Raw genomic sequence first — 22,415 nt, 5'->3', positions numbered from 1 at the left:
GAACAATTATGGATTGGTTAGTATTTTATATATTAGTATGGCCTGTCATCTCTGCTGGCGTACTGGCAGTTTTGGTGGTGGCGTTGGTGCGAGATCTCCGTGCTGCTAAACGTGACGGTCATGAAATGATTTAAATCACGTTCTTTTCGTGATAGTAAATCAATAGTAAAAAGCCACGCTTTTAATAAGCGTGGCTTTTTTATTTATAGGGTTTTCTAGCGGTTTTTTCTATGCGGAAATATGGCTGACGTGGTGGGGCTAGGGCTGTTTTTGCTTGCGTTTTGACCCATATTGGCGATTACCCTTTTTCTGGGGAAAACACTGATCTGAATAATACCTTATGGTGGCTAAACTGGGTAAGCTCTTAATCCGGGCCATCAAAAATGGTTATCGGCTTTCTATAATTCGAATAAAAACCTATCGGAGACGTACTTATGATCAAACGCCTAAAAGGTCGATTTTTATTGAGTGCAGTGGCCTTCAGCCTACTGAGTGGAGCAGGTTTCGTACATGCCCAAGACTTGGTAATTGCATTACGGGCAGAGCCGTCTGCCATGGACCCCCAATTCCATTCTCTGACACCTAATACACAGTTATCCGAGACTATTTTCGACCCCTTGGTGCGTACCGACAAAACGGCTCAGCCTGTACCTTCCCTTGCTGAGTCATGGGAGGTGGATGGCGATGTATGGACTTTCAATTTACGTAAAGGCGTTACGTTTACCGATGGCAGTCCGTTCACGGCACAAGACGTGATATTTACTTACGAGCGGGTACCCAAAGTGCCTAATAGCCCGTCCTCTTATGCGCTCTATCTCAGCACCATCGACAAACTTGAAGCGGTTGATGACCACACTCTGAAAATCCACACTAAAGGACCCTCTCCTGTCTTGCTGCCCAACCTGTCTATGGTTCCCATTATGTCGAGCAAGGCCGCTGCTGGCGACGCTCCGGAGGGTAAAACCACAGTTGAGCTGAACAGGGGAGACGGTCTGATAGGAACAGGACCCTATAAGTTCGTATCATGGCGCCGCGGTTCCGAGATTGTTCTGGAACGAAACGATGACTATTGGGGCGATAAACCCGCCTGGGAACGCGTGGTGTATCGCCCCATTACCAACCCGGCCGCACGTGTGGCCGCGTTGCTGGCGGGGGACGTTGACGTTATTGAAGATCCACCCACCGATGATCTCGCGCGTTTGAAAGCGGACGATAAGCTATATGTACAAGAGACTCCATCATTGCGCGTGATCTACATTGCGCTGAACCAAGGCGACGAGCCTCCGGCAGGAATGCAAAGTGCAGATGGCAAGAACCCCCTGACTGATAAGCGGGTGCGTGAAGCCCTGTCTCTCGCAATAGATCGGAATGCCATTGTCGAACGAATTATGGGGGATCTGCCGCACCGGCAGGTAACTTGCTGGCTTATCCTGGGTTCGGGACTTCCGAGGCGCTCAAAGATGCTCCAAAGGCAGATCCCGCCCGAGCCAAGGAATTGTTAACCGAAGCGGGTTATCCTGACGGTTTTTCAATGACGCTAGGTTCGCCCGCGGGTCGCTACACTAACGATCAGCGCATTGCGCAGACCGTAGCGGCTATGTGGGCACGCATTGGTGTTAAGGCCGAGGTGGAAACTTCGGCACCGCCCGTGTTTTTTAAACAGCGGGATCAGTATGCCTTCAGTACCTATCTTGCGGGCTGGGCGGTAAGTTCGGGCGAGATGATTAACCCGTTGAAGTCCCTTGTCATGACGCAGTCTCCGGCTGACGGCCATGGTACGACCAACTGGAGCCGTTATTCGAATCCTGAGGTCGACAAAATGGTTCTTGAAGCCTCAAGTACCATGGACGATGACAAGCGGGCTGAGACCCTGGCTAAGGCAAGCGAGATCGTTATCCACGATTATGGCATTTTGCCGTTGCAGTTCGAGCTATCCGTTTGGGCCATGAAGAAAAACATCCATTACGAGGGCCGTACCGACCAATTTACCTTAGCTCAAGACTTCAAGCCAACGCCGTAGGCAAAGGGGTGTCCTATTGTGCTGTCCACAATAATTAGACGCCTCTTTCAGACCGCAATTGCTGTGCTGATTATGTCGGCGCTGGTCTTTTGCGGTCTGTATATGATTGGCGACCCTGTCTCCATGCTTGCAAGCCCGGAAGCCTCCGAGCTTGAGCGTGAAGCAATACGGCGTAGTTTAGGGCTGGACCTGCCGCTGTGGACTCAATACGGTATTTTCCTCAGCAAAGCCATACAGCTTGATTTTGGGAATAGTTTTCTCAATGGTGAGTCAGCCATGCGCTTGATTCTCGAACGGATGCCGGCAACGCTAGAACTGGCAACCCTGGCGATGTTTATTTCGCTGTTGCTGGGCGTGCCGCTGGGCATTTATGCGGGGCTTTTCCCCACTGGCCTGGGGGCCCGATCCATCATGGGCGGTTCGGTGCTGGGGTTTTCCCTTCCCAACTTTTGGGTAGGTCTGATGCTGATCATGGTATTTGCCGTCATGCTGGGCTGGGTGCCAGCCGGGGGCGAGGCCCAACCAAAGACTTCGGTCCGATTGAGCTAAGCCTGTTCAGCTGGCAAGGTCTTAAGCATTTGTGGCTGCCCGCAGCAACGATTGCCGTAGCCAAGTGTGCATTGATTATTCGGGTGACTCGAGCCGCCACACGCGAATGCCTCCCACAAGACTATATTAAGTTCGCGCGAGCAAAAGGCCTGCACGAAAAAGGGTGTTGGGAGTACACCTACTGAAGAATATCCTGATTCCAATTGTCACCATCGGTGGGCTGGAATATGGACAGGTGATTGCATTTGCAGTGGTGACTGAAACGGTGTTTTCTTGGCCAGGAATGGGCAAGCTGCTGATTGACTCCATCATTACCCTGGATCGTCCGGTCGTCGTGGCTTATCTGATGCTGACAGTGTTGTTTCTGGCGATGCTGAACCTGGTGGTAGACATCCTCTATACCCTGCTTGATCCTCGCGTGCGCCTGGGAGGTCAGACATGAGTAAAGTCGATTCCGACCTGAACACTGCGCTGGAAGTCATCCCGCCCATACGTCAGGAAAGCCTGGGGGCGCAGTTCTTAAGTCAGTTTGTATCTAACAAGCTGGCTGTGGTGGGTCTGGTGCTGCTAGTGGTGTTTGTTGCGATGGCAGTTTTGGCCCCCTGGATCGCGCCGCAGAACCCATTTGACATTGCCACATTGGATATTTTCGATACCAAGCTGCCACCGGGTTCTGTTAGCGGCGATGGCAATATTACCTACTGGCTGGGAACCGACGGGCAGGCCCGGGATGTTTTTTCTGCCATTTTGTATGGCATGCGTATCAGTTTGGTCGTGGGTTTTATTTCGGTGACGGCAGCGTTTCTGATCGGTACGATGGCAGGGCTGGTATCGGCTTATTTCGGTGGCAAGATTGATGCGCTGATTATGCGTATTGTCGATGTACAGCTTTCATTCCCTGCGATTTTGGTCGCGCTGATCCTGCTCGCGGTATTGGGCAAGGGCGTAGACAAGGTCATTATCGCGCTGATTGTTGTGCAGTGGGCTTACTTCGCACGTGCGGCAACGTGGCGCAGCCATTGTCGAGCGTAACAAGGAGTATATAGAAGCTGCACGAAGCCTGGCTTTGCCTTGGCAGCGTATATTGCGCCGGCATGTTTTCCCCAACTGTATCCCGCCTTTAATGGTCATTGCCACCATTGACCTCGCGCATGCAATTGCGCTGGAAGCGACGCTATCGTTTTTGGGGGTGGGTGTACCAGTGACTGAGCCGTCTTTGGGAATGCTGATTTCAAACGGCTTCGAGTTCTTGCTCTCAGGTTACTACTGGATCTCATTCTTTCCTGGGCTGGCGCTGGCCATTATTGTCATTGCCATTAATTTGGTGGGCGACCATCTGCGGGATATTTTGAATCCGCGAAACGAGATTTAGGGAGCCTGCATGTCTATCTCCGAGCCGTTATTGAGAGTAGAAAAATTGCGCACTTGGTTCCACACCCGAGGCGGCATAGTAAAAGCGGTAAACGACGTATCGTTGTACGTTAACGCGGGTGAAGTATTGGGTTTGGTTGGTGAATCAGGTTCAGGAAAAAGCATTACGGGTTTTTCCTTGATGCGTCTTATTGACCACCCCGGTGTGATTCAAGCTGAAACCATCCGATTTGACGGGCACGACTTACTGCTTTTAGATAAGGAGTCGTACCGAAAACTTCGTGGTAATGATGTTGCCATGATTTTTCAAGATCCTATGATGACGCTGAACCCTGCGCTTCGTATCGATACACAAATGATTGAAACGGTACTGGCGCACGGCAAGCTAAGCAAGTCGCAGGCATTGGCGCGTTCGCTTGAGGTGCTGGAGCAGGTCGGAATCCCGGCTCCGGCGGAACGCCTGCGTTCCTACCCTCATCAGCTCTCAGGCGGCATGCGTCAGCGGGTAGCCATTGCGATTGCGCTGCTGAATCGACCCAAACTCATTATTGCTGATGAGCCCACCACAGCCCTGGACGTCACTATTCAGGGACAAATACTCTACGAGGTCCAGAAGCTATGTCGTGACACTGGCACAGCGCTGATCTGGATCACCCACGACCTGGCTGTTGTCTCGGGCCTTGCTGACAGGCTGGCCGTCATGTACGCCGGGAAAATTGTAGAGACCGGCCCTACGGCTCAGCTCATCGCATCGGCTATGCATCCTTATACACAGGGGCTAATGGCTTCTATCCCGTCGGCTTCAACCCGGGGCCAGGAGCTTTTCCAGATTCCAGGCGCCACGCCCTCATTACTCAATCTTGAGCAAGGCTGTGCGTTCAGGTTTCGCTGTTCACGCGCCACGGCGCAATGCAAAATGGACCCGCCGGAGGAGAAGGTAGGCGTTACGCATAGCGTACGCTGTTGGCATAAGGGGGTAGCAGCGTGAGCTTCATACTAGAAGTCAGTGATTTACGCCGAGAATTCTCTCCGCCTAATGATGCAATTAGTCGCTTCAGTGACTGGGTGCTAAGGCGACCGACACTGGGCTCTGTGCAGGCGGTTGCCGGCATTGATTTGCAGGTGAAGGCAGGGGAGGTCGTAGGCATCGTAGGCGAGTCAGGCTGTGGCAAATCCACTCTGGGACGCATGCTCGCTGGTATATTGCAGCCCACTTCAGGTGAGGTTTTGTTTAAGGGGCAGCCGGTACGAGATTTAAGCTCCAGAGCCAGACGGGAATATGAACTGGCTGTACAGATGATTTTTCAGGATCCCTTCTCGTCGCTTAATCCGCGTATGCGCGTGGTTGATATTATTGGCGAAGCGCCTGTGGTACACGGTTTGATCCGTCGAGCTGAACAGGAAAGTTATGTTGTGGGCCTGATGGAGCGCGTAGGTTTAGACGCATCGACCCGCTTTCGCTATCCCCATCAGTTTTCGGGTGGCCAGCGGCAGCGCATCGGGGTGGCCAGGGCACTGGCTTTAAATCCGACCATTCTGGTTTGTGATGAAGCTGTGGCTGCGCTCGATGTTTCAATTCAAGCTCAAGTTCTAAACCTGTTCATTAAGTTGCAAAAAGAGCTAGGTCTTACTTATCTGTTTATTAGCCATAACCTTGGTGTAGTAAGCCACTTGGCTGACCGGGTCATGATTATGTACCTGGGCAAAGTGGTCGAAATTGGCGATACGTCGACTATTTTCCAGCGATCAGCCCATCCCTACACGCAGGCTCTGATTAAAGAGCTTCCCGAGCTGCGCATGTCCAGGCGCGACTTTGTACCTATCAAGGGCGAATTGCCGTCGCCTTTAGACCCGCCTTCGGGGTGTGCCTTTCACCCGCGATGCCCATATGCAATGGAGCGTTGTGTGCAAGAAGAACCGCTGCTTAAAGAGTTGGAGACCACGGCTGAAGGCATTGTTCACGCTAGCGCCTGCCATTTAAATGACCTGCCTTTAAATACCTTAAGCCCAGGATTTGAACAGCCTGGCGAACACGTATAACTGTGTGCGCCAGAACATATATTAGGAGCAGATAAATGCAGTTTGCAGATAACGATTTTTCTCCGTATGTACTGACTCAGCCCGCCGAGGGCACACTTCCTTTAATGTGTGATTCGCCTCACAGCGGTGTGACGTACCCTCGTGATTTTAAATCGCGGCTTCCTGCCTCTGTATTGCGGTCAGGCGAAGACACCTACGTGGATGAACTGTGGTCGTCGCTGCCTGCTTTTGGCGCTACCTTACTCGCTGCGAATTTTCCGCGCAGCTATATTGATCCAAATCGGGCAGAAACCGATATAGACCCCGATATTTTGGCTGAACCCTGGCCGACCACCTTAAAGCCGACGGAGAAGTCAGCCATAGGCCATGGCCTGATTTGGCAGCAAACACGTGGGCAAGATATCTACGATGACAAAATGTTTGTGGCCGATGTGGAAAATCGTATTCGAAAATACTATCGTCCCTACCATGAAGCGCTGGCCACGCAAACCGCTGCCATGTATGAGGAATTTGGAGGTTTATGGCATTTGAACTTGCATTCCATGCCATCAGATGCCTATGAGGCGCTCGGAATAAAAAATGGCAAGGTTCTGGCCGATTTTGTGCTGGGGGATCGTGACGGCACAACGTGCGAGCCTGGCTTTATTCAGGCCATGGAGAATTTTTGCTGGACAAGGGCTACAGTGTTGCTCGAAATGACCCCTATAAGGGGTAGCCCTGATCGCTCAAATGGGTCAGCCCAGTGATAACCGGCACAGCCTGCAAGTTGAAATCAACAGGGCGCTTTATATGAATGAGCTGAATTATGAAAAAACAGAAAATTTTCTTAACTTGCAAAAAGATCTGGTGGGTTTAAGTGCCTTTATGGCCGAATATGTTCGGGAACAGCTGCAAAAACGCGATTAACAGCAATTTGCAGCGAGATTGATCGGCGGTGTAGTAAAAGCCGGGCTGATTCAAGCGCTATTATCTGCGTCGTCGCTATGAATCTCCAGGGCCTCCAGAAATCGTGAAACCATGTTGTAGGTGGCCACAGTAGCAGTTAGCTCTACGATCTCTTTGGTGGTGAAATGCGCATTGATCTGTTCGAACACAGCCTTGGGTACTTGCACATTTAGTGTCATTTCATCGGTGTAGGCTAAAACGGCGCGTGCCCGTTCGTCAAAAAGACTGGATGCAGACCATTCCTCCAGGGCATCAAGCTGGGCTTGGCTCAGTCCTTCTTTTAGAGCAATTGGAGCATGCTGATCTGCTTCATAGGGAGCCCGGTTCAACAGGGCTACCCGCATAATAACGAGTTCTCGCAGATCACCGGGCAAGCTGCTGTGTAAGCGTATGCCACTTAAATGATTTAGCCATCCCGAGGCCACCCGTGGACTATTCAGCAGCATTTGATAGAGGTGTAATACGCTACCGCGCTGCGCTACGATATCGCTCACCAGGGGACTGATATCAGGATTGCTTAGATCAGCATAAGGAATACGTGCCATGGGGCCTCCAGTTAGAGTTTGTTCACGATAGACAAGGCCAGCCGGCCGGACCGCTTTGCGATGATTGCGGCTGGCTGGCCTGACTCAGTTTTTACATAATAGGCTATAGCTTGGCATCTACAGGCACTGGCAGTACATCAAGTACGGTTTCGCAAACCAGCGCTACAATGCGGCTGATATCATCCGCCGTGCAAATAAAGGGCGGTGCGAGCAAAATATGGTCTCCGTGCACCCCGTCAACCGTGCCGCCCATGGGGTAAATCATGATGCCTTTTTCTTTGGCTACGGCTTTAAGTTTAGCGTGGGTTTTCAAGGAGGGGTCTAAGGGACGCTTTGTGTTTTTGTCAGCAACCAGCTCGATGCCCACGAATAAGCCGCGGCCACGTATATCGCCTACATTCGGGTGGCCATCCAGCTGTTGATGCAGCTCAGCTCGCAGCTGTTCTCCCCGGGCACGTACGTTTTCCAGCAACTGATCGCGTTCAATCACCCGTTGAACTTCAAGCGCAGCCGCGCATGCCGCTGCATGCCCCATATAGGTGTGGCCATGCTGAAAGAAACCTGATCCTTCCACAATACGCTGGTAGATACGATCGCTGGCCAGCATGGCGCCGATTGGCTGATAACCTGCGCCGAGGCCTTTGGCAATCGTGAGGATATCAGGGACTACACTATCTTCGGCGCAGGCGAATAAATGACCGGTGCGGCCCATTCCTGCCATCACTTCATCAAAAATCAGCAGCACGCCATAGCGATCGCATACATCGCGAATCTTTTGCAGGTAACCTTCTACCGGAGGCAGGACTCCTGCGGTAGCTCCTACGACGGGCTCTGCTACAAAGGCTGCAACCTTTTCCGCACCGATTTCCAGTATCTTTTGCTCAAGTTCATCGGCTAAGCGCTGCGCGTAGTCCAGTTCACTTTCGCCCTGAGCCTGATCTCTATAGGCATAGCAGGGCGAAACATGATGCGTTTCGGTGAGTAAGGGAAGAAAGGGGGCACGACGCCACGCATTCCCACCGATAGCCAGTGCGCCTAAGGTGTTGCCATGATAGCTTTGCCGGCGTGCAATAAAAACACTACGGCCAGGCTGATTAATTTCCACAAAGTACTGACGAGCCAGCTTCAAGGCCGCTTCAATTGCCTCAGAGCCACCGGACACAAAATAAATGTGATTTAAGTCGCCGGGAGAGCGTTCGGCGAGAAAAGAGGCGAGGTCTTCAGCGGCCTGGGTTGTAAAGAACGATGAGTGTGCATAGGCCAGGGCATCAACTTGCCTTTTGATGGCAGCGATCACGTCTGGGTGACTGTGCCCCAGGCATGAGACGGCGGCACCGCCTGAGGCGTCAATATAACGTTTGCCATTTTGATCAACGATTTCAATGCCTTCGCCACGTACGGCATAAGGTAGCTCGGACTTGGGGTTGCGATGGAATACGTATGACATAAAGCAGCTCGCCGTCTAGGTGAATGGGGGAGTTGAATGGATGAATCATTTGTTGTTTTAATAGTATCCTATGCAACAAATAAATCAATAGCTGGTACCCGGCTAACGAGAACCCCTGACCAGGCTGTGGTCAATTAGCTGCAGCCACCCGCGATATACTCTGCATATGATTAAAGAAACCTCTAGCCCACCAGCTACCATCGAAGCCCTGACCCAGCGATTACAAGGTGAATTCGCCGGGATGTCCCCTCAGTTTCAGGTCGGAGCCCGTTATTTGCTGGAGCATCCCGAAGATATTGCCACTGTCTCCATGCGCGCGATTGCGGTGCGGGCAGAAGTACAGCCAGCGACCTTGGTCCGTTTAGCACAGTCCTTGGGGTACGCCGGCTGGTCCGAAATTAAAGATATCTTCGTTCGATCGCTGCGCCGGGGCCCTAAGCGTTACGCTGAGCAGGCAAAGGCTGTTGTAAAGAGCCGCAACCCACGGGGAATGGCTGAAAAGATGGTTGCGGCGCAGTCGCTGAATGTGCAATTGCTGATCGATTTGAATGCTGACCGCTTGCCGCTGGCGGTAGAGCTGGTTGTTAAGGCTAAACGTGTTTTCGTGGCAGGTTTCAGGGCCTCGTACGCCGCGGCCTTTAGTTTTCATTACCTGTATCGTCTGTTCAGGCCTTCTGTAACGATGTTGCGCAGCGACGCGGGAACCTTAGAGGTTGAACTGCGTACTCTTGAGCCCGGTGATGTGGTGGTATTGATAGGTTTTGCGCCATACTCCCACGAAGTGGTCAGGGTCTATGAAGCCGCCCGTGCGGCCAATAGCAAGGTATTGGCCATCTGTGATAGCTTGGTGGCACCCATTGCACTCGAGGCGGACCAATCGTTGTTGTTCAGCACAGATGTACCTTCTTTTTTCCTTCATCAAGTGCGTCGGTTGCTCTGGTCGAGGTGCTGGTAGAACAGCTGCTGGCCAAAACTGGCCGACGCGCTGTGAGCGGTATCGAACAGGCTGAAAATCAACTTCACCAGACTGGTGCCTATTGGAATCAAGAATAATGGCAACTTTGAAATATATAGAAATTAATGGCACTGCCCACGAGGTCGGTGTGGCGCTTGGACGTTTCGGGCATGATGCCGTGCATAACCACCTGTTGGACTCTGACGCCTGGAAAGGGGTAATGCAATGGCGCCACACACTGCAGGCCAAGCGGATGCAAAGTCTGGTGCAGCAAAACTATCCTCGTGTCTGGCAAGAGCTTCTGGGTTTGGCCCAAGGGCTGGGATTGCCCTTTGATGACGTATTTCTCTGGAATTGCCGGGGCGATCTCTGGGCGATGGCTCCAGATGGCTGCACGACGGTGCAATTACCGCACGAAAATGTGCCGCGTATTACCCACAATGAAGATGGCGACCCGGGCTTTGCGGGAAGCTGCGGGCTTGCCTACATTTGTTCTAGTGAAGGGGCGAGCTTCATTTCATTTTTGTATCCGGGATCTATTCCCGGCCACACGATAGCAGTTAACGAGTACGGTCTTGCCATGACGGTTAACAACGTGCGGGCGCTAGGCGTTGAGGCAGGTGTCCCCCGCATGGTGCTCACCCGCCAGATATTAGAGGAGTCTTCTTTGGAATCAGCGGTGGCCGTGTTGCAAGAAGCTAAGCGGTCAGGTGCTTTTCATTTGAGCTTGGGTATGCAGGGTTCGACTACGCTGTTGAGTGTAGAGTTCAGTCAGTTTTATGTCTCGGCGCTGAAAACCCGGCAAGCTCTCCTACATGCCAATCACGCTGTTCATGATGCAAGCAAGGGCTTCGAGCAGCGTGTTACCGCTTCTTCAGAGCATCGCCAAAAAGTAGGGACTGCGTTGCTTTCTCAACAGTTGGCAACCGGCAGCGTTAATCCTTTAACGATTTTGGCGGATAACAGCGTGGAGCAGTTTCCAATTTTCAGAAAGGCTGCCGACGACAGCGATGACGAAAACACGCTGGCCACCGCTGACATACGGCTTGAAGGGTCGCAGGTGCTATGGGAGATCTACACTCATCCTCTAGAGGCGCCTGTGTATCGTTTTCGAAATCTGGAGCGCCTGGAGTGACGACATGCCTGTTGCGCATATGGGCTAATGCCGGATGGTTTTAACCTTACTTGCGTTTCCACAGTACGTCGCCCTGTCCGGCAGACCTGTTCAAGGCTCGCGCAAGTACGAAGCAAAGGTCGGACAAACGATTTAAGTATTGCTGTATGGGAGGCTCGATGGTTTCTTCCTGCATCAGGGCTACCACTGCCCGTTCGGCGCGTCTGGATACCGTGCGTGCCATATGGGCCATTGAAGCAGCCTTTGTCCCCCCAGGCAAGATGAACTCTTCAAGCTTTCCCAGGTCGGCATTGTAATGTTTCAGGGCCTCTTCCAGCGCCAGTACATGGCTTTCTTTCATGGCAATATGTCCGGGTATGCACAGTTCGGCGCCCATATCGAACAGGTCGTGCTGTACGCTTGAAAGCACCTCATCTATGTCGGCGGGCAGAGACTCGCAACGCCAGAGCCCAATAACGCTGTTGAGCTCGTCAACGTCTCCCAGGGCGTGAATGCGCAGACTGTGCTTGGCAATACGTGTGCCATCCCCCAGGCCGGTTTGTCCACCGTCGCCGGTGCGTGTAGTGATCACTGATAAACGGGTTGCCATATGAAGATCTGCCTGGTTAAGTGTTTGTGTTGTTTGTATTTGCAAGGCGGACAAGTGCTTCGCCGGCTATTCGTACCACTCGCCATTCGGGCAGTACGGATGCACCTTGTTGCTCATAAAAATCGATTGCATTTTGGTTCCAGTCAAGGACTACCCATTCGAATCGTCCACAACCCAGTTCAATTGCTTTTGCTGCAAGATGCTGCAATGCATATTTTCCCAGGCCTTTGCGACGGTGTGCGGGAACGATATATATGTCTTCCAGGTACAGTCCGCGCTTTGCCAAAAAAGACGAATAGTTATGAAACCACATAAGGTAGGACACCAGCTGTTGCGGATTGTCTTGATGGACAATCACTGAACAGTTAACAGCAGGCGGAATACTGAACAGGTTGTCATGCAGGCTATTTTCAGTTGCCTGGAACTGATCCATAAGATTTTCAAACGCTGCCATTTCCAGCATGAGCCTATGTATTTGAGGCACGTCTTCAGGCGTCGCTTCGCGTAATACATAATCGTGTAATGAATCAGACAAGATTTTTCCTTTCAATCGCGTTATGCTTTTAGAGACGATGAGGGTTTTACCGCCCTGGTTCTCTCATCCTGGTTTTTTGGAGTGTAGTGTATGACTTTTTATTCGTCTCGTTTGGCATCTGCCGCGCTGCTTGGGCTGGCACTCAGTACAACTGCCTATGTTAGCGTGGCTCAGGTCCAAGAAGCTACAGCTACCGGCGAGGTCCGTCGCATCGATGTGTCCGCGCAGAAGATCACCCTTAAACACGGAAGTATTGACGCTTTGCAATTACCTGCCATGACTTTGGTGTACAAAATTGATCCCGCCTTATTGGGCGATATCAAGCCTGGTGACAAGGTGCGTTTCACGGCAAAGCGCGAAAATGAACAGTATGTGGTGACGAAAATACAAAAATAAAATGCCAGATGGGAGTACCGAAAGAGCTGGGTTACGCTGCTTTAACTTTAAATAAGAAGCCCCCGTTTCGTGAAAGAAGCGGGGGCTCGTTTTTGCGTAGGGTCGAATTACAGCACGTATCGGGCCAAGTCCTGGCTTGCAGCAGTTTCCTGTAATTGCTCATTAACGTAGTCAGCGTCAATGACTACATTTTGCTCAGCTTTACTGCCTGCTTCGTACGATAAATCATCCAGCAGTTTTTCCATGACGGTATAGAGCCTGCGGGCGCCAATATTTTCGGTACGCTCGTTTACTTCAAAGGCCAGCTCGGCAAGGCGGCGTATACCATCTGGGCGGAAATCCAGATTTACGTTCTCGGTGCCCAGTAGCGCGGTGTATTGCTTGGTTAGCGAGGAGTCGGTGTCAGACAAGATTTTGACAAAATCGTCGGCGGTAAGGGAGTCGAGTTCGACACGAATCGGGAAGCGACCCTGCAGTTCGGGGATCAGGTCTGAAGGGCGCGACAAATGAAAGGCGCCGGAGGCAATAAACAAGATATGGTCAGTACGTACCACACCGTATTTGGTGTTAACGGTAGTGCCTTCGACTAGCGGCAATAAGTCGCGCTGCACACCTTGGCGGGAGACCTCGCCGCTGGTATTGCCTTCCCGGGCAGTAATCTTATCGATTTCGTCCAGGAACACGATACCGTTTTGCTCGGCGTTATGCACGGCTGCAGTGCGCAGTTCATCTTCGTTAACGCGTTTGGCCGCCTCTTCGTCGATCAGCAGTTTGAACGCCTCTTTGATTTTGAGTTTGCGCTTCTTGGTTTTGTCTCGGCCCAGGCCTGCAAACATGCCCCGCAGCTGCTCAGTCATTTCTTCCATGCCGGGAGGGGCCATGATTTCCATTTGTGGAGCGGCTTGCGCGATATCGATTTCGATTTCAGTGTCATCGATAGAGCCTTCACGCAGGCGCTTGCGAAACACCTGTCGCGTACTGGTTTCTTCACGCTCGGGCTGACCATAGCTATCACGAGCCGGCGGGACCAGGGCATCAAGAATACGATCTTCGGCAGCCTCTTCAGCATGACTGCGTACGCGACGCATTTCCAGTTCACGGGTTTGCTTGACTGAAGCATCGACAAGATCGCGAATAATAGTTTCGACGTCTCGGCCTACATAGCCGACTTCGGTAAACTTTGTTGCTTCGATTTTAATGAAGGGCGCATTTGCCAGCTTGGCCAGACGGCGTGCTATTTCGGTCTTGCCTACACCGGTAGGCCCGATCATTAAAATGTTTTTGGGAACGATTTCGTGACGGAGTGGCTCGGCTACTTGCTGACGGCGCCAACGGTTACGTAGGGCCACGGCAACCGAGCGCTTGGCGCGGTTTTGACCAACGATGTTTTTATCGAGTTCGGAGACGATTTCCCCGGGAGTCATAGACGATGCGGACATAGAATGGATAGCCTTTTCGGTAGTCAAAGCGTTTCAACAACGTGATTATTATTAGTATAGATGCAGAGGTCGCCAGCGATTTCCAGCGATTTTTTCACAATTTCGGCGGGTGTGAGATCGGTGTTATGTAAAAGTGCCAGGCCTGCTGACTGGGCGTATGATCCGCCCGAACCGATAGCGGCGAGACCGTGCTCAGGCTCCAGTACATCACCGTTGCCTGTCAGCACGAGCGTGTGTTCTTTGTCGGCAACAATTAGCATGGCTTCGAGTCGGCGAAGGGCACGATCGGTGCGCCAGTCTCGAGTGAGTTCTACCGCGCCGCGCAGCAAATTACCCTGGTGCTTTTCGAGTTTGGCTTCGAAAAGCTCAAGCAGGGTAAAGGCGTCGGCAGTAGCCCCTGCAAAGCCGGCAAGAACCGAGTCTTTATGCAGGCGACGAATTTTTCTGGCCGTTGCCTTGACAACAACGTTGCCCAGCGTGACCTGCCCATCGCCACCAATGGCGACGTCTTCGCCGCGGCGAACAGCAATAATAGTAGTGGCGTGATATTGTTCCATGTGATCCTTCCTTTGTTTGTTAACACATGGGGTTCGATAGTCAAAACTTCAAGGCTGATTATGTAAGGCGGTTAAATAAAACATGAAAAAGCCGCAATACTGAAGCAGTATTGCGGCTTTTGAAAATGGCATGCAGTGTATGTTATTGCCGTTTACTGATTACTGGCAAAACATCTACGTTCTGGCAAGAGCGGCTTAATCGCCATACATTTTTTGGCGCTTCTCGCGGCGCTCTTGTGCCTCTAGTGATAAATTCGCTGTCGGGCGCGCCAACAGGCGCTTTAGACCAATAGCCTCGCCAGTTTCTTCGCACCAGCCGTATTCACCTGAGTCGATTAAACCGATTGACTGCTGCACTTTCTTCAGTAGCTTGCGCTCGCGATCGCGAGTGCGGAGTTCAAGTGCGTGCTCTTCTTCAATTGTGGCGCGGTCGGCAGGATCAGGAACAAATTGTGTTTCGCGCAGATTTTCGGTGGTAGCACCGGCATTGGCAAGAATCTCTTGCTCTAGCTCGCGGAGACGATTTTTAAAGAATGCCAATTGAGCGGCATTCATGTAGCTGCTCTCTGGCATGGCCAACAGCTCTTCAACCGTTAGGATTTGAGCCGGGTTATTGTTGACACTCGATTTGCTTGCCATGATGTTTCCCTTTTTTTATCGTAGTGGAACCTGAGCGTGAACTCGGTTTAGTAGAGCTAAACTAAGCAGTGCTCAAGCCCCTGCGTAAAAACCTCCTGAGGTAGTTTGCGGCCTATAAATACCATTTTTGTCTCAGGCTTTTCATTGGCTAGCCACGGTTTCCCGGGCTCAGCCCCCATCATCATGTGCACGCCCTGAAAGAGCATGCGGCGATTAACGCCTTTAAGGTAAAGAATTCCTTTGTAGCGCAGCAGGTCAGGCCCGAAAACCTGAGTGACGCCACCCAGAAAATCTTCCAGACGCTCAGGATCGAACGGCCGTTTAGCGCGAAATACAAACGCCCCTATTTCGTCGCTATGAGCAGCGTGATGATGGTGATCGTGGTGCGTGCACCCAGATCCGCACGTCTCATCGTGCTCATGGTCATGAGTATGTTTGTCGTCATGCTCATGTTCGGGTTCCTCATTCAGGAACTCGGGATCGATATCCAGAATAGCGTTCAGATTAAAACCGCTGATATCCAGTAGCTCGTTAATATCGGTTTCGCCGAAGTGTACCGGAGTTATTGTTACACGAGGATTAATACGCATGATACGAGCGCGTAAAGCTTCATAATCGGCTTCATTTACCAAATCTTTCTTGGAAATCAGGATTTTATCGGCAAAACCAATTTGCTTTTGCGATTCTTCCTGCTTATCCAGGGTCACCATGCCGTGCTTTGCATCAACTACGGTGATCACGGCATCCAGACGATAATACTCAGCGATCTCATCGTCCATGAAAAAGGTCTGGCAGACCGGCCCGGGGTTGGCCATGCCCGTTGTTTCAATGATGACACGTTCGAAGCTAAGCTCACCAGCTTCCCGTCGAATACGCAGATCGTTCAGGGTGCGCATCAGGTCGCCGCGCACAGTACAACATACGCATCCGTTGCTAAGCTCGATAATTTCCTCGTCGCTGTCCTGGATCAATAGCTCGTTATCAATGTTTTCTGGACCAAACTCATTTTCAATAACGGCGATGCGTCGACCGTGAAACTCGGAGAGGATTCGTTTTAGCAGGGTGGTTTTTCCTGCGCCAAGAAAACCTGTCAGGATAGTGACAGGCATCATGTTTTTTTGGCAGCGGCTTTCATAGTGGCCTCGTAGTACTTGTACTCAAGTTGCAATCTGCATAAATATTCATTTAACTTGACTGCGTAAAATCAACGTGCGATTACATCACAGCCTTGGGCTGCGGGCAAATGCGCAAAGATGGCTGTTCGCTACTGTAGCGGTAGAAAAAAAGAAATATATACGGTTTGGCCCTTAGACGCTATGGTTCTGTGGGCACGATTTGGCTCGCACGCCCTCCGATATACATTTTTTGCATAAGGCTTGTAACTCAGTTTCCAGGCCTGACAGCGTGAATCCGGCCTGCTCTACGCATGCGGCTAGCTGCGCACTGAGGCTAGGAGCACTTAGCTCGGCCACGGCGCCGCAATTCGTACACACAATGAGTAAATCATGTGGATGGCCGGCAGCGTCAGCACAGGCCGTCCAGGCATTGACGGCGTCTAGCCGGTGGATAAGGCCTTCATCCGTCAGGAACTCCAGGGCACGATATACCGTAGGCGGAGCTGCGCCCGGCTGATCCTGTCTGAATAGTTCCAGCAACTCGTATGCTTTCAGACTGCGTTGCTGCCGGAGCAATAACTCAAGTACCTCGCGCCGTATAGGCGTTAGTCGCTTACCGCGCTTTTTGCATAGCTGCTCTGCGGTGTGAAGCTGCGCTTCGATAGCTTGAGGAGTCAGTACATGTACAGGCATAGTTGTGGCAAGACAGAATGAGCGGTTATGTTATAACATAACGGTCGATAGTCAATTAATCATTTGATCTTAACAGTAAGTCATGCATAAAAGCACAAGTTCACGCCCGTCACCCCAATCTTCGTTACGCAGGCCCTACAGGGGGACGGCTTTATTGGCATCCGCCCCGGCGAGGGTTAGCCGAGTATTGGTGGCTGTTGCGTTTCTTTGGTGCCTGAGCGCGTGGGCTTTAGGATGGATATAAATAGCCACATGGGCGCTGCAGTCATACAGTTGGATCAGCTCTCATTAGGCTGGCGTGACAAGGTGGCCGTTCGTGATGTATCGGGCGAGTTCTGTAGGGCAGGCCTCTATGCCATCGTTGGGCCTAATGGCGCAGGCAAATCGACGTTGCTTAAGGGGATCACCGGCCAGTTAAGTCCATTACGAGGCCAGATTCGACTTGCTGGCAAAGGGCTCAACGACATTGCATTTCTTCCGCAGCTTGGCGAATTGGACCGCAGCTTTCCCATTACTACCTATGACCTGGTAGCGATGGGCGCATGGCGCCGAGTCGGTGTCTGGCGAGGTTTTTCCAATAGTGAAAAAATCGAGTGGAGCAAGCCCTGGCACAAGTAGGTTTAAGTGATTTTGCTGCAAGGCCCATCGGTACCTTATCGGGAGGGCAATTACAGAGAGCTTTGTTTGCCCGTCTTATCCTAAGAGATTCTCCCGTTATTTTGCTTGATGAGCCGTTTGCTGCCGTTGATAAAGCCACCACTGATGATCTGATGAAATTGTTGATCCAATGGAACCAGCAGGGGCGCACGGTAATTGCCGTCCTGCATGATCTCGAAATGGTGCACAAGTTTTTTCCCCAAACCCTGCTATTGGCGGGGCAGGCGGTTGCATGGTGCGACACGCCGACGGCCCTGAGTGCTGAAAACCTGCATTTGGCCCGCCATTTGTGTGCCGGAGACTATCTCTGATGTGGTTGTACGATTTTCTTTTCGCCCCTTTTATTGATTATGGATTCATGCGCCGAGCGTTGGCGGGTTCTTTTGCGCTCTCTGCCGCAGCCGGCCCATTGGGCGTGTTTCTGGTATTGCGACGCATGAGTCTGATGGGCGATGCAATGGCTCACGCCATTTTGCCCGGTGTGGCGGTAGGGTTTCTGACGGCGGGTCTGTCGCTGGGGGCGATGGCCATTGGGGGCATGATTACAGGGCTGGTTGTGGCATTGCTGGCAGGTTTGGTTGCCCGTCTGACCCCTTTGCGCGAGGATGCAAGCTTTGCCGCATTCTATCTGGTGTCACTAGGGCTTGGGGTGCTGCTTGTGTCGCTGCGAGGCTCAAATATGGATCTGATACATGTGCTCTTCGGCACCGTACTTGGCCTGGATGACGCTTCGCTTATATTGGTCACCGGCACAGCGAGTATCGCCTTGGTGGTGCTCGCCATTATTTATCGCCCGCTTGTTTTAGAGTGCCTGGACCCAATTTTTCTGCGCAGCGAAGGTAGAGCGGGGTCGTGGGTGCATATGGTGTTTTTGGTGTTATTGGTCATGACGCTGGTGGCTGGCTTTCAGGTTCTGGGTACTTTGATGGTTGTGGGTATTATGATGCTGCCAGCCACGGCAGCGCGCTTTTGGGTGCATTCATCGGGCTCCCAAATGACGTTATCGGCCTTGCTTGGCATGCTTACATCTTATGCCGGCCTTCTGGCGTCTTATCACAGTAATGTACCTGCCTCGCCTGCCATTATTCTGGCAGCCGGAGCCGTGTATTTCTTTTCGATTTGTGTCGGACCCCACGGGGGCCTGATTCATAGCGCATGGCAAGCGCGGGCCCGTCGCCAGCGTTTATCGCATTTCCCGGAGTAAGCCCATGAAGACGTTGTTTAAAAAAAATGCGGCAGTGGTTGTGCATGGGCCTTGCCGGCTCATGATCGCTGCTATTGCTTTAGTGGGTGCAATGTTAAGTCCTCTTGCCTCGGCTAATGAGCAGTCGCCACTTGAGGTGGTCGCTAGCTTCACTATTCTAGGGGACATGGTCAAACAGGTGGGCGGTGATGCGGTGAACGTGAGTGTAATCGTGGGTCCGGAAAGCGATGCCCATACATTCGAGCCTCGTCCCAGCGATGCCAAGGCGGTGGGCCAGGCTAAACTATTGATCGTCAATGGCCTGGACTTCGAGGCATGGGTTCCACGGCTCATGCAGTCAGCAGGTTACGATGGCAAGCAAGTGGTGGCGTCCACAGGGATCAGCGCCATCAGGTATCAGGCTGACAGTCATGGTCAGCAAGAGAATAAGCACGATCACGATCACGATCATAGTCATGATCATAGTCATGATCATGAGCAAGGGCAGCATCAGCACGGCGATTATGATCCGCACGCATGGCAAAGTTTGAGCCGTGCGATAGTGTACGTGGAAAATATTAGAGACGGCCTGATCGAAGCCCAGCCTCGTTCTGAAGCATTGTTTCGTGCAAACGCGGAAGCTTATATTCAAGAGATGCAGGCCTTGGATACACAGCTGAAGGCCGCTTTTCAAGCCTTGCCTGCCGAGCATCGCAAAGTCATTTCATCACACGATGCCTTTGCCTATCTGGCAGCCGATTACGGCGTTGAATTTATTAGCTTGCTGGGCGTATCGAATCAGGCTGAACCCTCAGCCAAGGATATTGCCAGCGTGATTAGCCGCGCTCGAACTGAAGGTATCTCGGCAATTTTTGTAGAGAATGTCGTTAGCCCCAAGTTGGTAGAACAAGTGGCCAGAGAAACGGGGGCGAAGGTCGGCGGTGTTTTATATTCGGATGCCTTGGCCAAAGCGCTACATGATGCCGACAGTTATCTAGGAATGATTCGCTGGAATAGCAGCAAATTATTAGAGGCTCTGGCGCCGTAGCCGCTATGCCAATTATTTGCTTTTGCGCCTGGCCCGGGGTGAGCCTGATCATACACCTGGGCCAGGTGTTGAAAGTCGAGCCGGGTGTAAATTTGTGTTGTACTGATGTTGCTGTGTCCCAGTAGTTCTTGAACCGCCCGCAAATCTTGCGCCGATTGAAGCAGATGACTGGCCACACTGTGACGCAGTGCATGCGGGCTGACACCCTGGGCGAGTCCGGCTTCAATGGCTCGTTGCTGCAAGCGTTGTTGTACAACTCGAGGGTTGATCCGTTTACCACGGGTACCCAGAAAAAGAGCAGCGTGGTTGGCAGGGTCGTCCGTGGTAGCCCTCAATAGCTGAGCGCGAGCAGGTATCCACAAAGCTAAGGCATCAATGGCTTTCGAGCCTATAGGCACCTGCCTGCGTTTCTGCCCCTTTCCCAAGACGAAGGCTTCGGCATCATCAAGCTGTAGCCAGCCATGAGAGCGATACCCGCTTTGTTCTGTGTAGCGTACGTCTAAGCCTACTAATTCAGATAGCCGCAAGCCGCTAGAGTAAAAAAGCTCAAACATGGCCTGATCACGGAGCTGCTCAGCGCTGCAGGTATCCAGGCTGTCTGATGGCTGGTGGTCCAATAGTTGCTGGGCTTGGTCGACTGATAACGAACTGGGCAAGGGGCGTGGGCTTTTAGGGGCCTTTAAGCCTGTACATGGATTGAGGCGCTGGTCGTCCAGTGCGCACCACCAGTTAAAGAAATTACGCCATGCAGAGAGTATGCGTTGCAGGCTGCGTGGATGGGCGCCATTTTTATGCAGTGTGGCAAGTGTCTGACGCAGCAGATGGCTGTCTATAGAGGCAATAGCATTTATAGACAATGCCCGAATGGGTTTTAAGTCACGAGCGTAGGCTGCCAGGCTGTGCGGTGACAACCGTCGCTCGTGTGTGAGGTAAGTCAGCCATTCATCAATTACACGCTGGACGCCTGCCATATCAGGCCTCGAGTTCGGGGCTTAGTGGAACTCGACTCAGTGCCGAAGCGCAGAGCTCTCCGATCATGACTAAAAAGTCAATTTCCATATCTTCAGTAAATCTGTCGCTTTGGTGTGAGCCCATGACTATGGCACCGGCGCAATCAGACAGCACTGTCAGAGGAACAATTGCCACAGAGCCCACCGGTTCGCTTAGCCAGCCAAGTACAGGCTGTGAGGAAGCAGGACCACAATAAGGCTGGTTCAGCCCGCTGATAAAGCCGGTGCTTTCATCGTTTACGTCATCGTGCTCGGATTCAAGCACACCCCATGTACGGATAGCGATACTGTCTAAATCGAAGACTTCGGTCAGTGAGCGGATGATGTGTCCTGAAAGCTGATCAGCACTGGGTTCAGCCAGCATTCTGCATGACCACTGATGTAGTTGCTCGCCGATTTGCTGGTTGTTCTTCGCGTGGCTAATCAGGCGTTGCAGCTGCCGTTCTAATTCTTTGTTGCGAGCACGCAAGTTAAGAATTTGGCGCTCGCCCAGGGAGATGGCCTTTTTTCGTGTGGATGAGGGACACGGAGTTCGGAGAATATCGCGGAGTGCTGCTGAAAGAAGTCAGGGTTTTCAGCTAGAAATTGAGCAATGTCATAGGCATTGAAACTGGACGATGTCATTGGGAAGTCCTCGGCGGCAATCAGGCCAATGTTGCTGTTATGGCTCGTTAGCGTTTGAAAAAGGTTAATGGGGGGTTAGGTGATCGGGTATGGCAGGGGCTTCGGGCGGAATCTTGTAGCGGTTATAGCTCCAGAGGTACTGTTCGGGAAAGCGCGTAATCAGGCTTTCCATGCCGTCGTTAATGACCGCAACCATGGCATCAATCGACTCGGGAAGAGGTTCTTGAAGCCGTACATAATGGATTTTCCAGCCTTGGCCGCGGGGAAGACGCTCACCGGCGGTCAGCACCACCGGCACCTTGGTTTGTAGAGCAAGCTTGGCTGCAAGGGTCATGGTGTACGCGGGTTTGCCGAAAAATGGCTGCCATACGCCGTCGCCGCTACTGGGCACCTGATCCGGTAACATTCCTATGGCCTCGCCACGCCGTAAGGCACGCACGAACTCGCGTATGCCTTTTAGATTGGCAGGCACCGAATGCAGCCCGGGCGTGTCACGTGATGCGCGCATTGCGGGTTCCAGGAAACTTTGACGGGGCTCTCTGAACATAACAGTGATAGGGCCATACTGAACTAATCGCCGGGCGGTAATTTCAAAACAGCCCAGGTGAGGTGTTAGGTACAAGATACCGCGTTTCTCAGCCAGTGCTTCCTCAACGATGTAGGCATCAGGGTTAATGCATTTGGCCAGACATTCGTCTGCTCTGAGCCACACTTTAGGCGTTTCGAAAATCATTGCGCCAATTTCGCCTGCGCTTTTACGAGCAAAACTAGTGCTGGTGTAGCCGGCCTGGGCAGCATTTTTTCGCAGGCGGTTGCGGTAGCGTCCAGGAATCAAATACACGGTTTTGCCCACTATTCGTCCGCATCCGTGCAGGAAGCCTAAGGGCAGGTAGGACAGGGCACGCAACAAAAACAAAAGCATA

21 protein-coding genes and 5 pseudogenes are annotated in these 22,415 nt (G+C 52.1%); 13 read left to right on the top strand and 13 right to left on the bottom strand.

What is annotated here, in order from left to right; translation table 11 throughout:
• The first annotated feature begins 8 nt into the window (after positions 1-8).
• The 7 genes and pseudogenes from L1889_RS12950 to L1889_RS12920 all read left to right on the top strand — a co-directional run bounded on the left by L1889_RS12950 (position 9) and on the right by L1889_RS12920 (position 6,886).
• Positions 9-134 (top strand): putative transporter small subunit, encoded by a 126-nt coding sequence (locus L1889_RS12950; protein WP_238665453.1) that lies wholly within the window; start codon positions 9-11, stop codon positions 132-134.
• 300 nt (positions 135-434) lie between these two features.
• Positions 435-2,020: pseudogene (locus L1889_RS12945) on the top strand (ABC transporter substrate-binding protein).
• Positions 2,021-2,038: 18 nt separating this feature from the next.
• A pseudogene (locus tag L1889_RS12940) lies at positions 2,039-3,011 on the top strand (ABC transporter permease).
• A pseudogene (locus L1889_RS12935) lies at positions 3,008-3,941 on the top strand (ABC transporter permease). The pseudogenes L1889_RS12940 and L1889_RS12935 overlap by 4 nt, the downstream one beginning before the upstream one ends.
• A gap of 9 nt (positions 3,942-3,950) precedes the next feature.
• The gene (locus L1889_RS12930; protein ID WP_238665452.1) at positions 3,951-4,928 is read left to right on the top strand and encodes an ABC transporter ATP-binding protein; all 978 of its coding nucleotides are present in this window, start codon (positions 3,951-3,953) and stop codon (positions 4,926-4,928) included.
• Positions 4,925-5,980: an ABC transporter ATP-binding protein gene (locus tag L1889_RS12925; protein WP_372871574.1), complete on the top strand. Its 1,056-nt coding sequence runs from the start codon at positions 4,925-4,927 to the stop codon at positions 5,978-5,980. Before L1889_RS12930 ends, L1889_RS12925 begins: the two co-directional genes overlap by 4 nt.
• A gap of 35 nt (positions 5,981-6,015) precedes the next feature.
• A pseudogene (locus L1889_RS12920) lies at positions 6,016-6,886 on the top strand (N-formylglutamate amidohydrolase).
• A 50-nt stretch (positions 6,887-6,936) separates the two neighbouring features.
• On the opposite strand, the gene L1889_RS12915 reads toward L1889_RS12920, so the two are convergent.
• On the bottom strand, positions 6,937-7,470 hold the full coding sequence (locus L1889_RS12915; RefSeq protein WP_238665451.1) for a carboxymuconolactone decarboxylase family protein: 534 nt from the start codon (positions 7,468-7,470) through the stop codon (positions 6,937-6,939).
• Positions 7,471-7,573: 103 nt separating this feature from the next.
• A complete protein-coding gene (locus L1889_RS12910; protein ID WP_238665450.1) occupies positions 7,574-8,917 on the bottom strand; it encodes an aspartate aminotransferase family protein in 1,344 nt (447 codons plus the stop codon).
• 166 nt (positions 8,918-9,083) lie between these two features.
• Here L1889_RS12910 and L1889_RS12905 point away from each other — a divergent pair, with 166 nt between their 5' ends.
• Together L1889_RS12905 and L1889_RS12900 are read left to right on the top strand one after the other, a co-directional pair.
• Positions 9,084-9,872, top strand: coding sequence for a MurR/RpiR family transcriptional regulator (locus L1889_RS12905; protein ID WP_308217636.1), 789 nt, complete (start codon positions 9,084-9,086; stop codon positions 9,870-9,872).
• Positions 9,873-9,969: 97 nt separating this feature from the next.
• Positions 9,970-11,007, top strand: a complete 1,038-nt coding sequence (locus L1889_RS12900) for a C45 family autoproteolytic acyltransferase/hydrolase (protein ID WP_238665449.1) — start codon at positions 9,970-9,972, stop codon at positions 11,005-11,007.
• 46 nt (positions 11,008-11,053) lie between these two features.
• Here the strand turns inward: L1889_RS12900 and L1889_RS12895 are convergent, their stop codons facing one another.
• Positions 11,054-11,596 carry a cob(I)yrinic acid a,c-diamide adenosyltransferase gene (locus L1889_RS12895; RefSeq protein ID WP_238665448.1) on the bottom strand — a complete coding sequence of 181 codons (543 nt, stop codon included), beginning with the start codon at positions 11,594-11,596 and terminating at the stop codon, positions 11,054-11,056.
• Between the two features lie 16 nt (positions 11,597-11,612).
• Positions 11,613-12,131: a GNAT family N-acetyltransferase gene (locus tag L1889_RS12890; RefSeq protein ID WP_238665447.1), complete on the bottom strand. Its 519-nt coding sequence runs from the start codon at positions 12,129-12,131 to the stop codon at positions 11,613-11,615.
• Positions 12,132-12,221: 90 nt separating this feature from the next.
• Here L1889_RS12890 and L1889_RS12885 point away from each other — a divergent pair, with 90 nt between their 5' ends.
• Positions 12,222-12,527 carry a copper-binding protein gene (locus L1889_RS12885; protein ID WP_238665446.1) on the top strand — a complete coding sequence of 102 codons (306 nt, stop codon included), beginning with the start codon at positions 12,222-12,224 and terminating at the stop codon, positions 12,525-12,527.
• Between the two features lie 107 nt (positions 12,528-12,634).
• On the opposite strand, the gene hslU is transcribed toward L1889_RS12885, so the two are convergent.
• From hslU to L1889_RS12860, 5 genes are all read right to left on the bottom strand, one after another.
• Positions 12,635-13,966, bottom strand: a complete 1,332-nt coding sequence (gene hslU / locus L1889_RS12880) for an ATP-dependent protease ATPase subunit HslU (protein WP_238665445.1) — start codon at positions 13,964-13,966, stop codon at positions 12,635-12,637.
• Between the two features lie 23 nt (positions 13,967-13,989).
• Positions 13,990-14,523: an ATP-dependent protease subunit HslV gene (hslV, locus tag L1889_RS12875; RefSeq protein WP_238665444.1), complete on the bottom strand. Its 534-nt coding sequence runs from the start codon at positions 14,521-14,523 to the stop codon at positions 13,990-13,992.
• Between the two features lie 195 nt (positions 14,524-14,718).
• Positions 14,719-15,162, bottom strand: coding sequence for an RNA polymerase-binding protein DksA (gene dksA / locus L1889_RS12870; RefSeq protein WP_238665443.1), 444 nt, complete (start codon positions 15,160-15,162; stop codon positions 14,719-14,721).
• 56 nt (positions 15,163-15,218) lie between these two features.
• Complete coding sequence (locus L1889_RS12865; RefSeq protein WP_238665442.1) at positions 15,219-16,274, bottom strand: CobW family GTP-binding protein; 1,056 nt, start codon at positions 16,272-16,274, stop codon at positions 15,219-15,221.
• A gap of 195 nt (positions 16,275-16,469) precedes the next feature.
• Positions 16,470-16,970, bottom strand: coding sequence for a Fur family transcriptional regulator (locus L1889_RS12860; protein ID WP_238665441.1), 501 nt, complete (start codon positions 16,968-16,970; stop codon positions 16,470-16,472).
• Positions 16,971-17,222: 252 nt separating this feature from the next.
• Here L1889_RS12860 and L1889_RS12855 point away from each other — a divergent pair.
• From L1889_RS12855 to L1889_RS12845, 3 genes and pseudogenes are all read left to right on the top strand, one after another.
• Positions 17,223-17,938 (top strand): annotated as a pseudogene (locus L1889_RS12855) (metal ABC transporter ATP-binding protein).
• Positions 17,938-18,831: a metal ABC transporter permease gene (locus L1889_RS12850; RefSeq protein ID WP_238665440.1), complete on the top strand. Its 894-nt coding sequence runs from the start codon at positions 17,938-17,940 to the stop codon at positions 18,829-18,831. Before L1889_RS12855 ends, L1889_RS12850 begins: the two are co-directional and overlap by 1 nt.
• 4 nt (positions 18,832-18,835) lie before the next feature.
• Positions 18,836-19,858, top strand: coding sequence for a metal ABC transporter solute-binding protein, Zn/Mn family (locus L1889_RS12845; RefSeq protein WP_238665439.1), 1,023 nt, complete (start codon positions 18,836-18,838; stop codon positions 19,856-19,858).
• Here L1889_RS12845 and L1889_RS12840 read toward each other — a convergent pair.
• From L1889_RS12840 to L1889_RS12830, 4 genes are all read right to left on the bottom strand, one after another.
• Positions 19,801-20,829: a tyrosine recombinase XerC gene (locus L1889_RS12840; protein ID WP_238665438.1), complete on the bottom strand. Its 1,029-nt coding sequence runs from the start codon at positions 20,827-20,829 to the stop codon at positions 19,801-19,803. The two genes, L1889_RS12845 and L1889_RS12840, sit on opposite strands and share 58 nt — an antisense overlap.
• A gap of 1 nt (position 20,830) precedes the next feature.
• Entirely contained in the window at positions 20,831-21,337 is a 507-nt protein-coding gene (locus L1889_RS12835) for a DUF484 family protein (RefSeq protein ID WP_257793905.1), read from the bottom strand.
• Positions 21,313-21,492 (bottom strand): DUF484 family protein, encoded by a 180-nt coding sequence (locus L1889_RS19220; protein ID WP_372871567.1) that lies wholly within the window; start codon positions 21,490-21,492, stop codon positions 21,313-21,315. The genes L1889_RS12835 and L1889_RS19220 overlap by 25 nt, the downstream gene beginning before the upstream one ends.
• A 64-nt stretch (positions 21,493-21,556) precedes the next feature.
• Positions 21,557-22,414, bottom strand: a complete 858-nt coding sequence (locus tag L1889_RS12830) for a lysophospholipid acyltransferase family protein (RefSeq protein WP_238665437.1) — start codon at positions 22,412-22,414, stop codon at positions 21,557-21,559.
• Position 22,415 lies beyond the last annotated feature (1 nt).

Origin of the sequence: Paenalcaligenes niemegkensis, from assembly GCF_022230885.1 — a bacterium.
Taxonomy (GTDB): Bacteria; Pseudomonadota; Gammaproteobacteria; order Burkholderiales; family Burkholderiaceae_B; genus Paenalcaligenes; species Paenalcaligenes niemegkensis.
This window is presented reverse-complemented; position numbering and strand designations above follow the sequence as displayed.

Bases quoted from the DNA above. Each gene is read 5' to 3' on its own strand.
- L1889_RS12950 (WP_238665453.1), top strand. From the start codon at position 9: ATGGATTGGTTAGTATTTTATATATTAGTATGGCCTGTCATCTCTGCT.
- L1889_RS12930 (WP_238665452.1), top strand. From the start codon at position 3,951: ATGTCTATCTCCGAGCCGTTATTGAGAGTAGAAAAATTGCGCACTTGG.
- L1889_RS12915 (WP_238665451.1), bottom strand. From the start codon at position 7,470: ATGGCACGTATTCCTTATGCTGATCTAAGCAATCCTGATATCAGTCCC.
- L1889_RS12910 (WP_238665450.1), bottom strand. From the start codon at position 8,917: ATGTCATACGTATTCCATCGCAACCCCAAGTCCGAGCTACCTTATGCC.
- L1889_RS12905 (WP_308217636.1), top strand. From the start codon at position 9,084: ATGATTAAAGAAACCTCTAGCCCACCAGCTACCATCGAAGCCCTGACC.
- L1889_RS12900 (WP_238665449.1), top strand. From the start codon at position 9,970: ATGGCAACTTTGAAATATATAGAAATTAATGGCACTGCCCACGAGGTC.
- L1889_RS12895 (WP_238665448.1), bottom strand. From the start codon at position 11,596: ATGGCAACCCGTTTATCAGTGATCACTACACGCACCGGCGACGGTGGA.
- L1889_RS12885 (WP_238665446.1), top strand. From the start codon at position 12,222: ATGACTTTTTATTCGTCTCGTTTGGCATCTGCCGCGCTGCTTGGGCTG.
- hslU (WP_238665445.1), bottom strand. From the start codon at position 13,966: ATGTCCGCATCGTCTATGACTCCCGGGGAAATCGTCTCCGAACTCGAT.
- hslV (WP_238665444.1), bottom strand. From the start codon at position 14,523: ATGGAACAATATCACGCCACTACTATTATTGCTGTTCGCCGCGGCGAA.
- dksA (WP_238665443.1), bottom strand. From the start codon at position 15,162: ATGGCAAGCAAATCGAGTGTCAACAATAACCCGGCTCAAATCCTAACG.
- L1889_RS12865 (WP_238665442.1), bottom strand. From the start codon at position 16,274: ATGATGCCTGTCACTATCCTGACAGGTTTTCTTGGCGCAGGAAAAACC.
- L1889_RS12860 (WP_238665441.1), bottom strand. From the start codon at position 16,970: ATGCCTGTACATGTACTGACTCCTCAAGCTATCGAAGCGCAGCTTCAC.
- L1889_RS12850 (WP_238665440.1), top strand. From the start codon at position 17,938: ATGTGGTTGTACGATTTTCTTTTCGCCCCTTTTATTGATTATGGATTC.
- L1889_RS12845 (WP_238665439.1), top strand. From the start codon at position 18,836: ATGAAGACGTTGTTTAAAAAAAATGCGGCAGTGGTTGTGCATGGGCCT.
- L1889_RS12840 (WP_238665438.1), bottom strand. From the start codon at position 20,829: ATGGCAGGCGTCCAGCGTGTAATTGATGAATGGCTGACTTACCTCACA.
- L1889_RS19220 (WP_372871567.1), bottom strand. From the start codon at position 21,492: ATGACATCGTCCAGTTTCAATGCCTATGACATTGCTCAATTTCTAGCT.
- L1889_RS12830 (WP_238665437.1), bottom strand. From the start codon at position 22,414: ATGCTTTTGTTTTTGTTGCGTGCCCTGTCCTACCTGCCCTTAGGCTTC.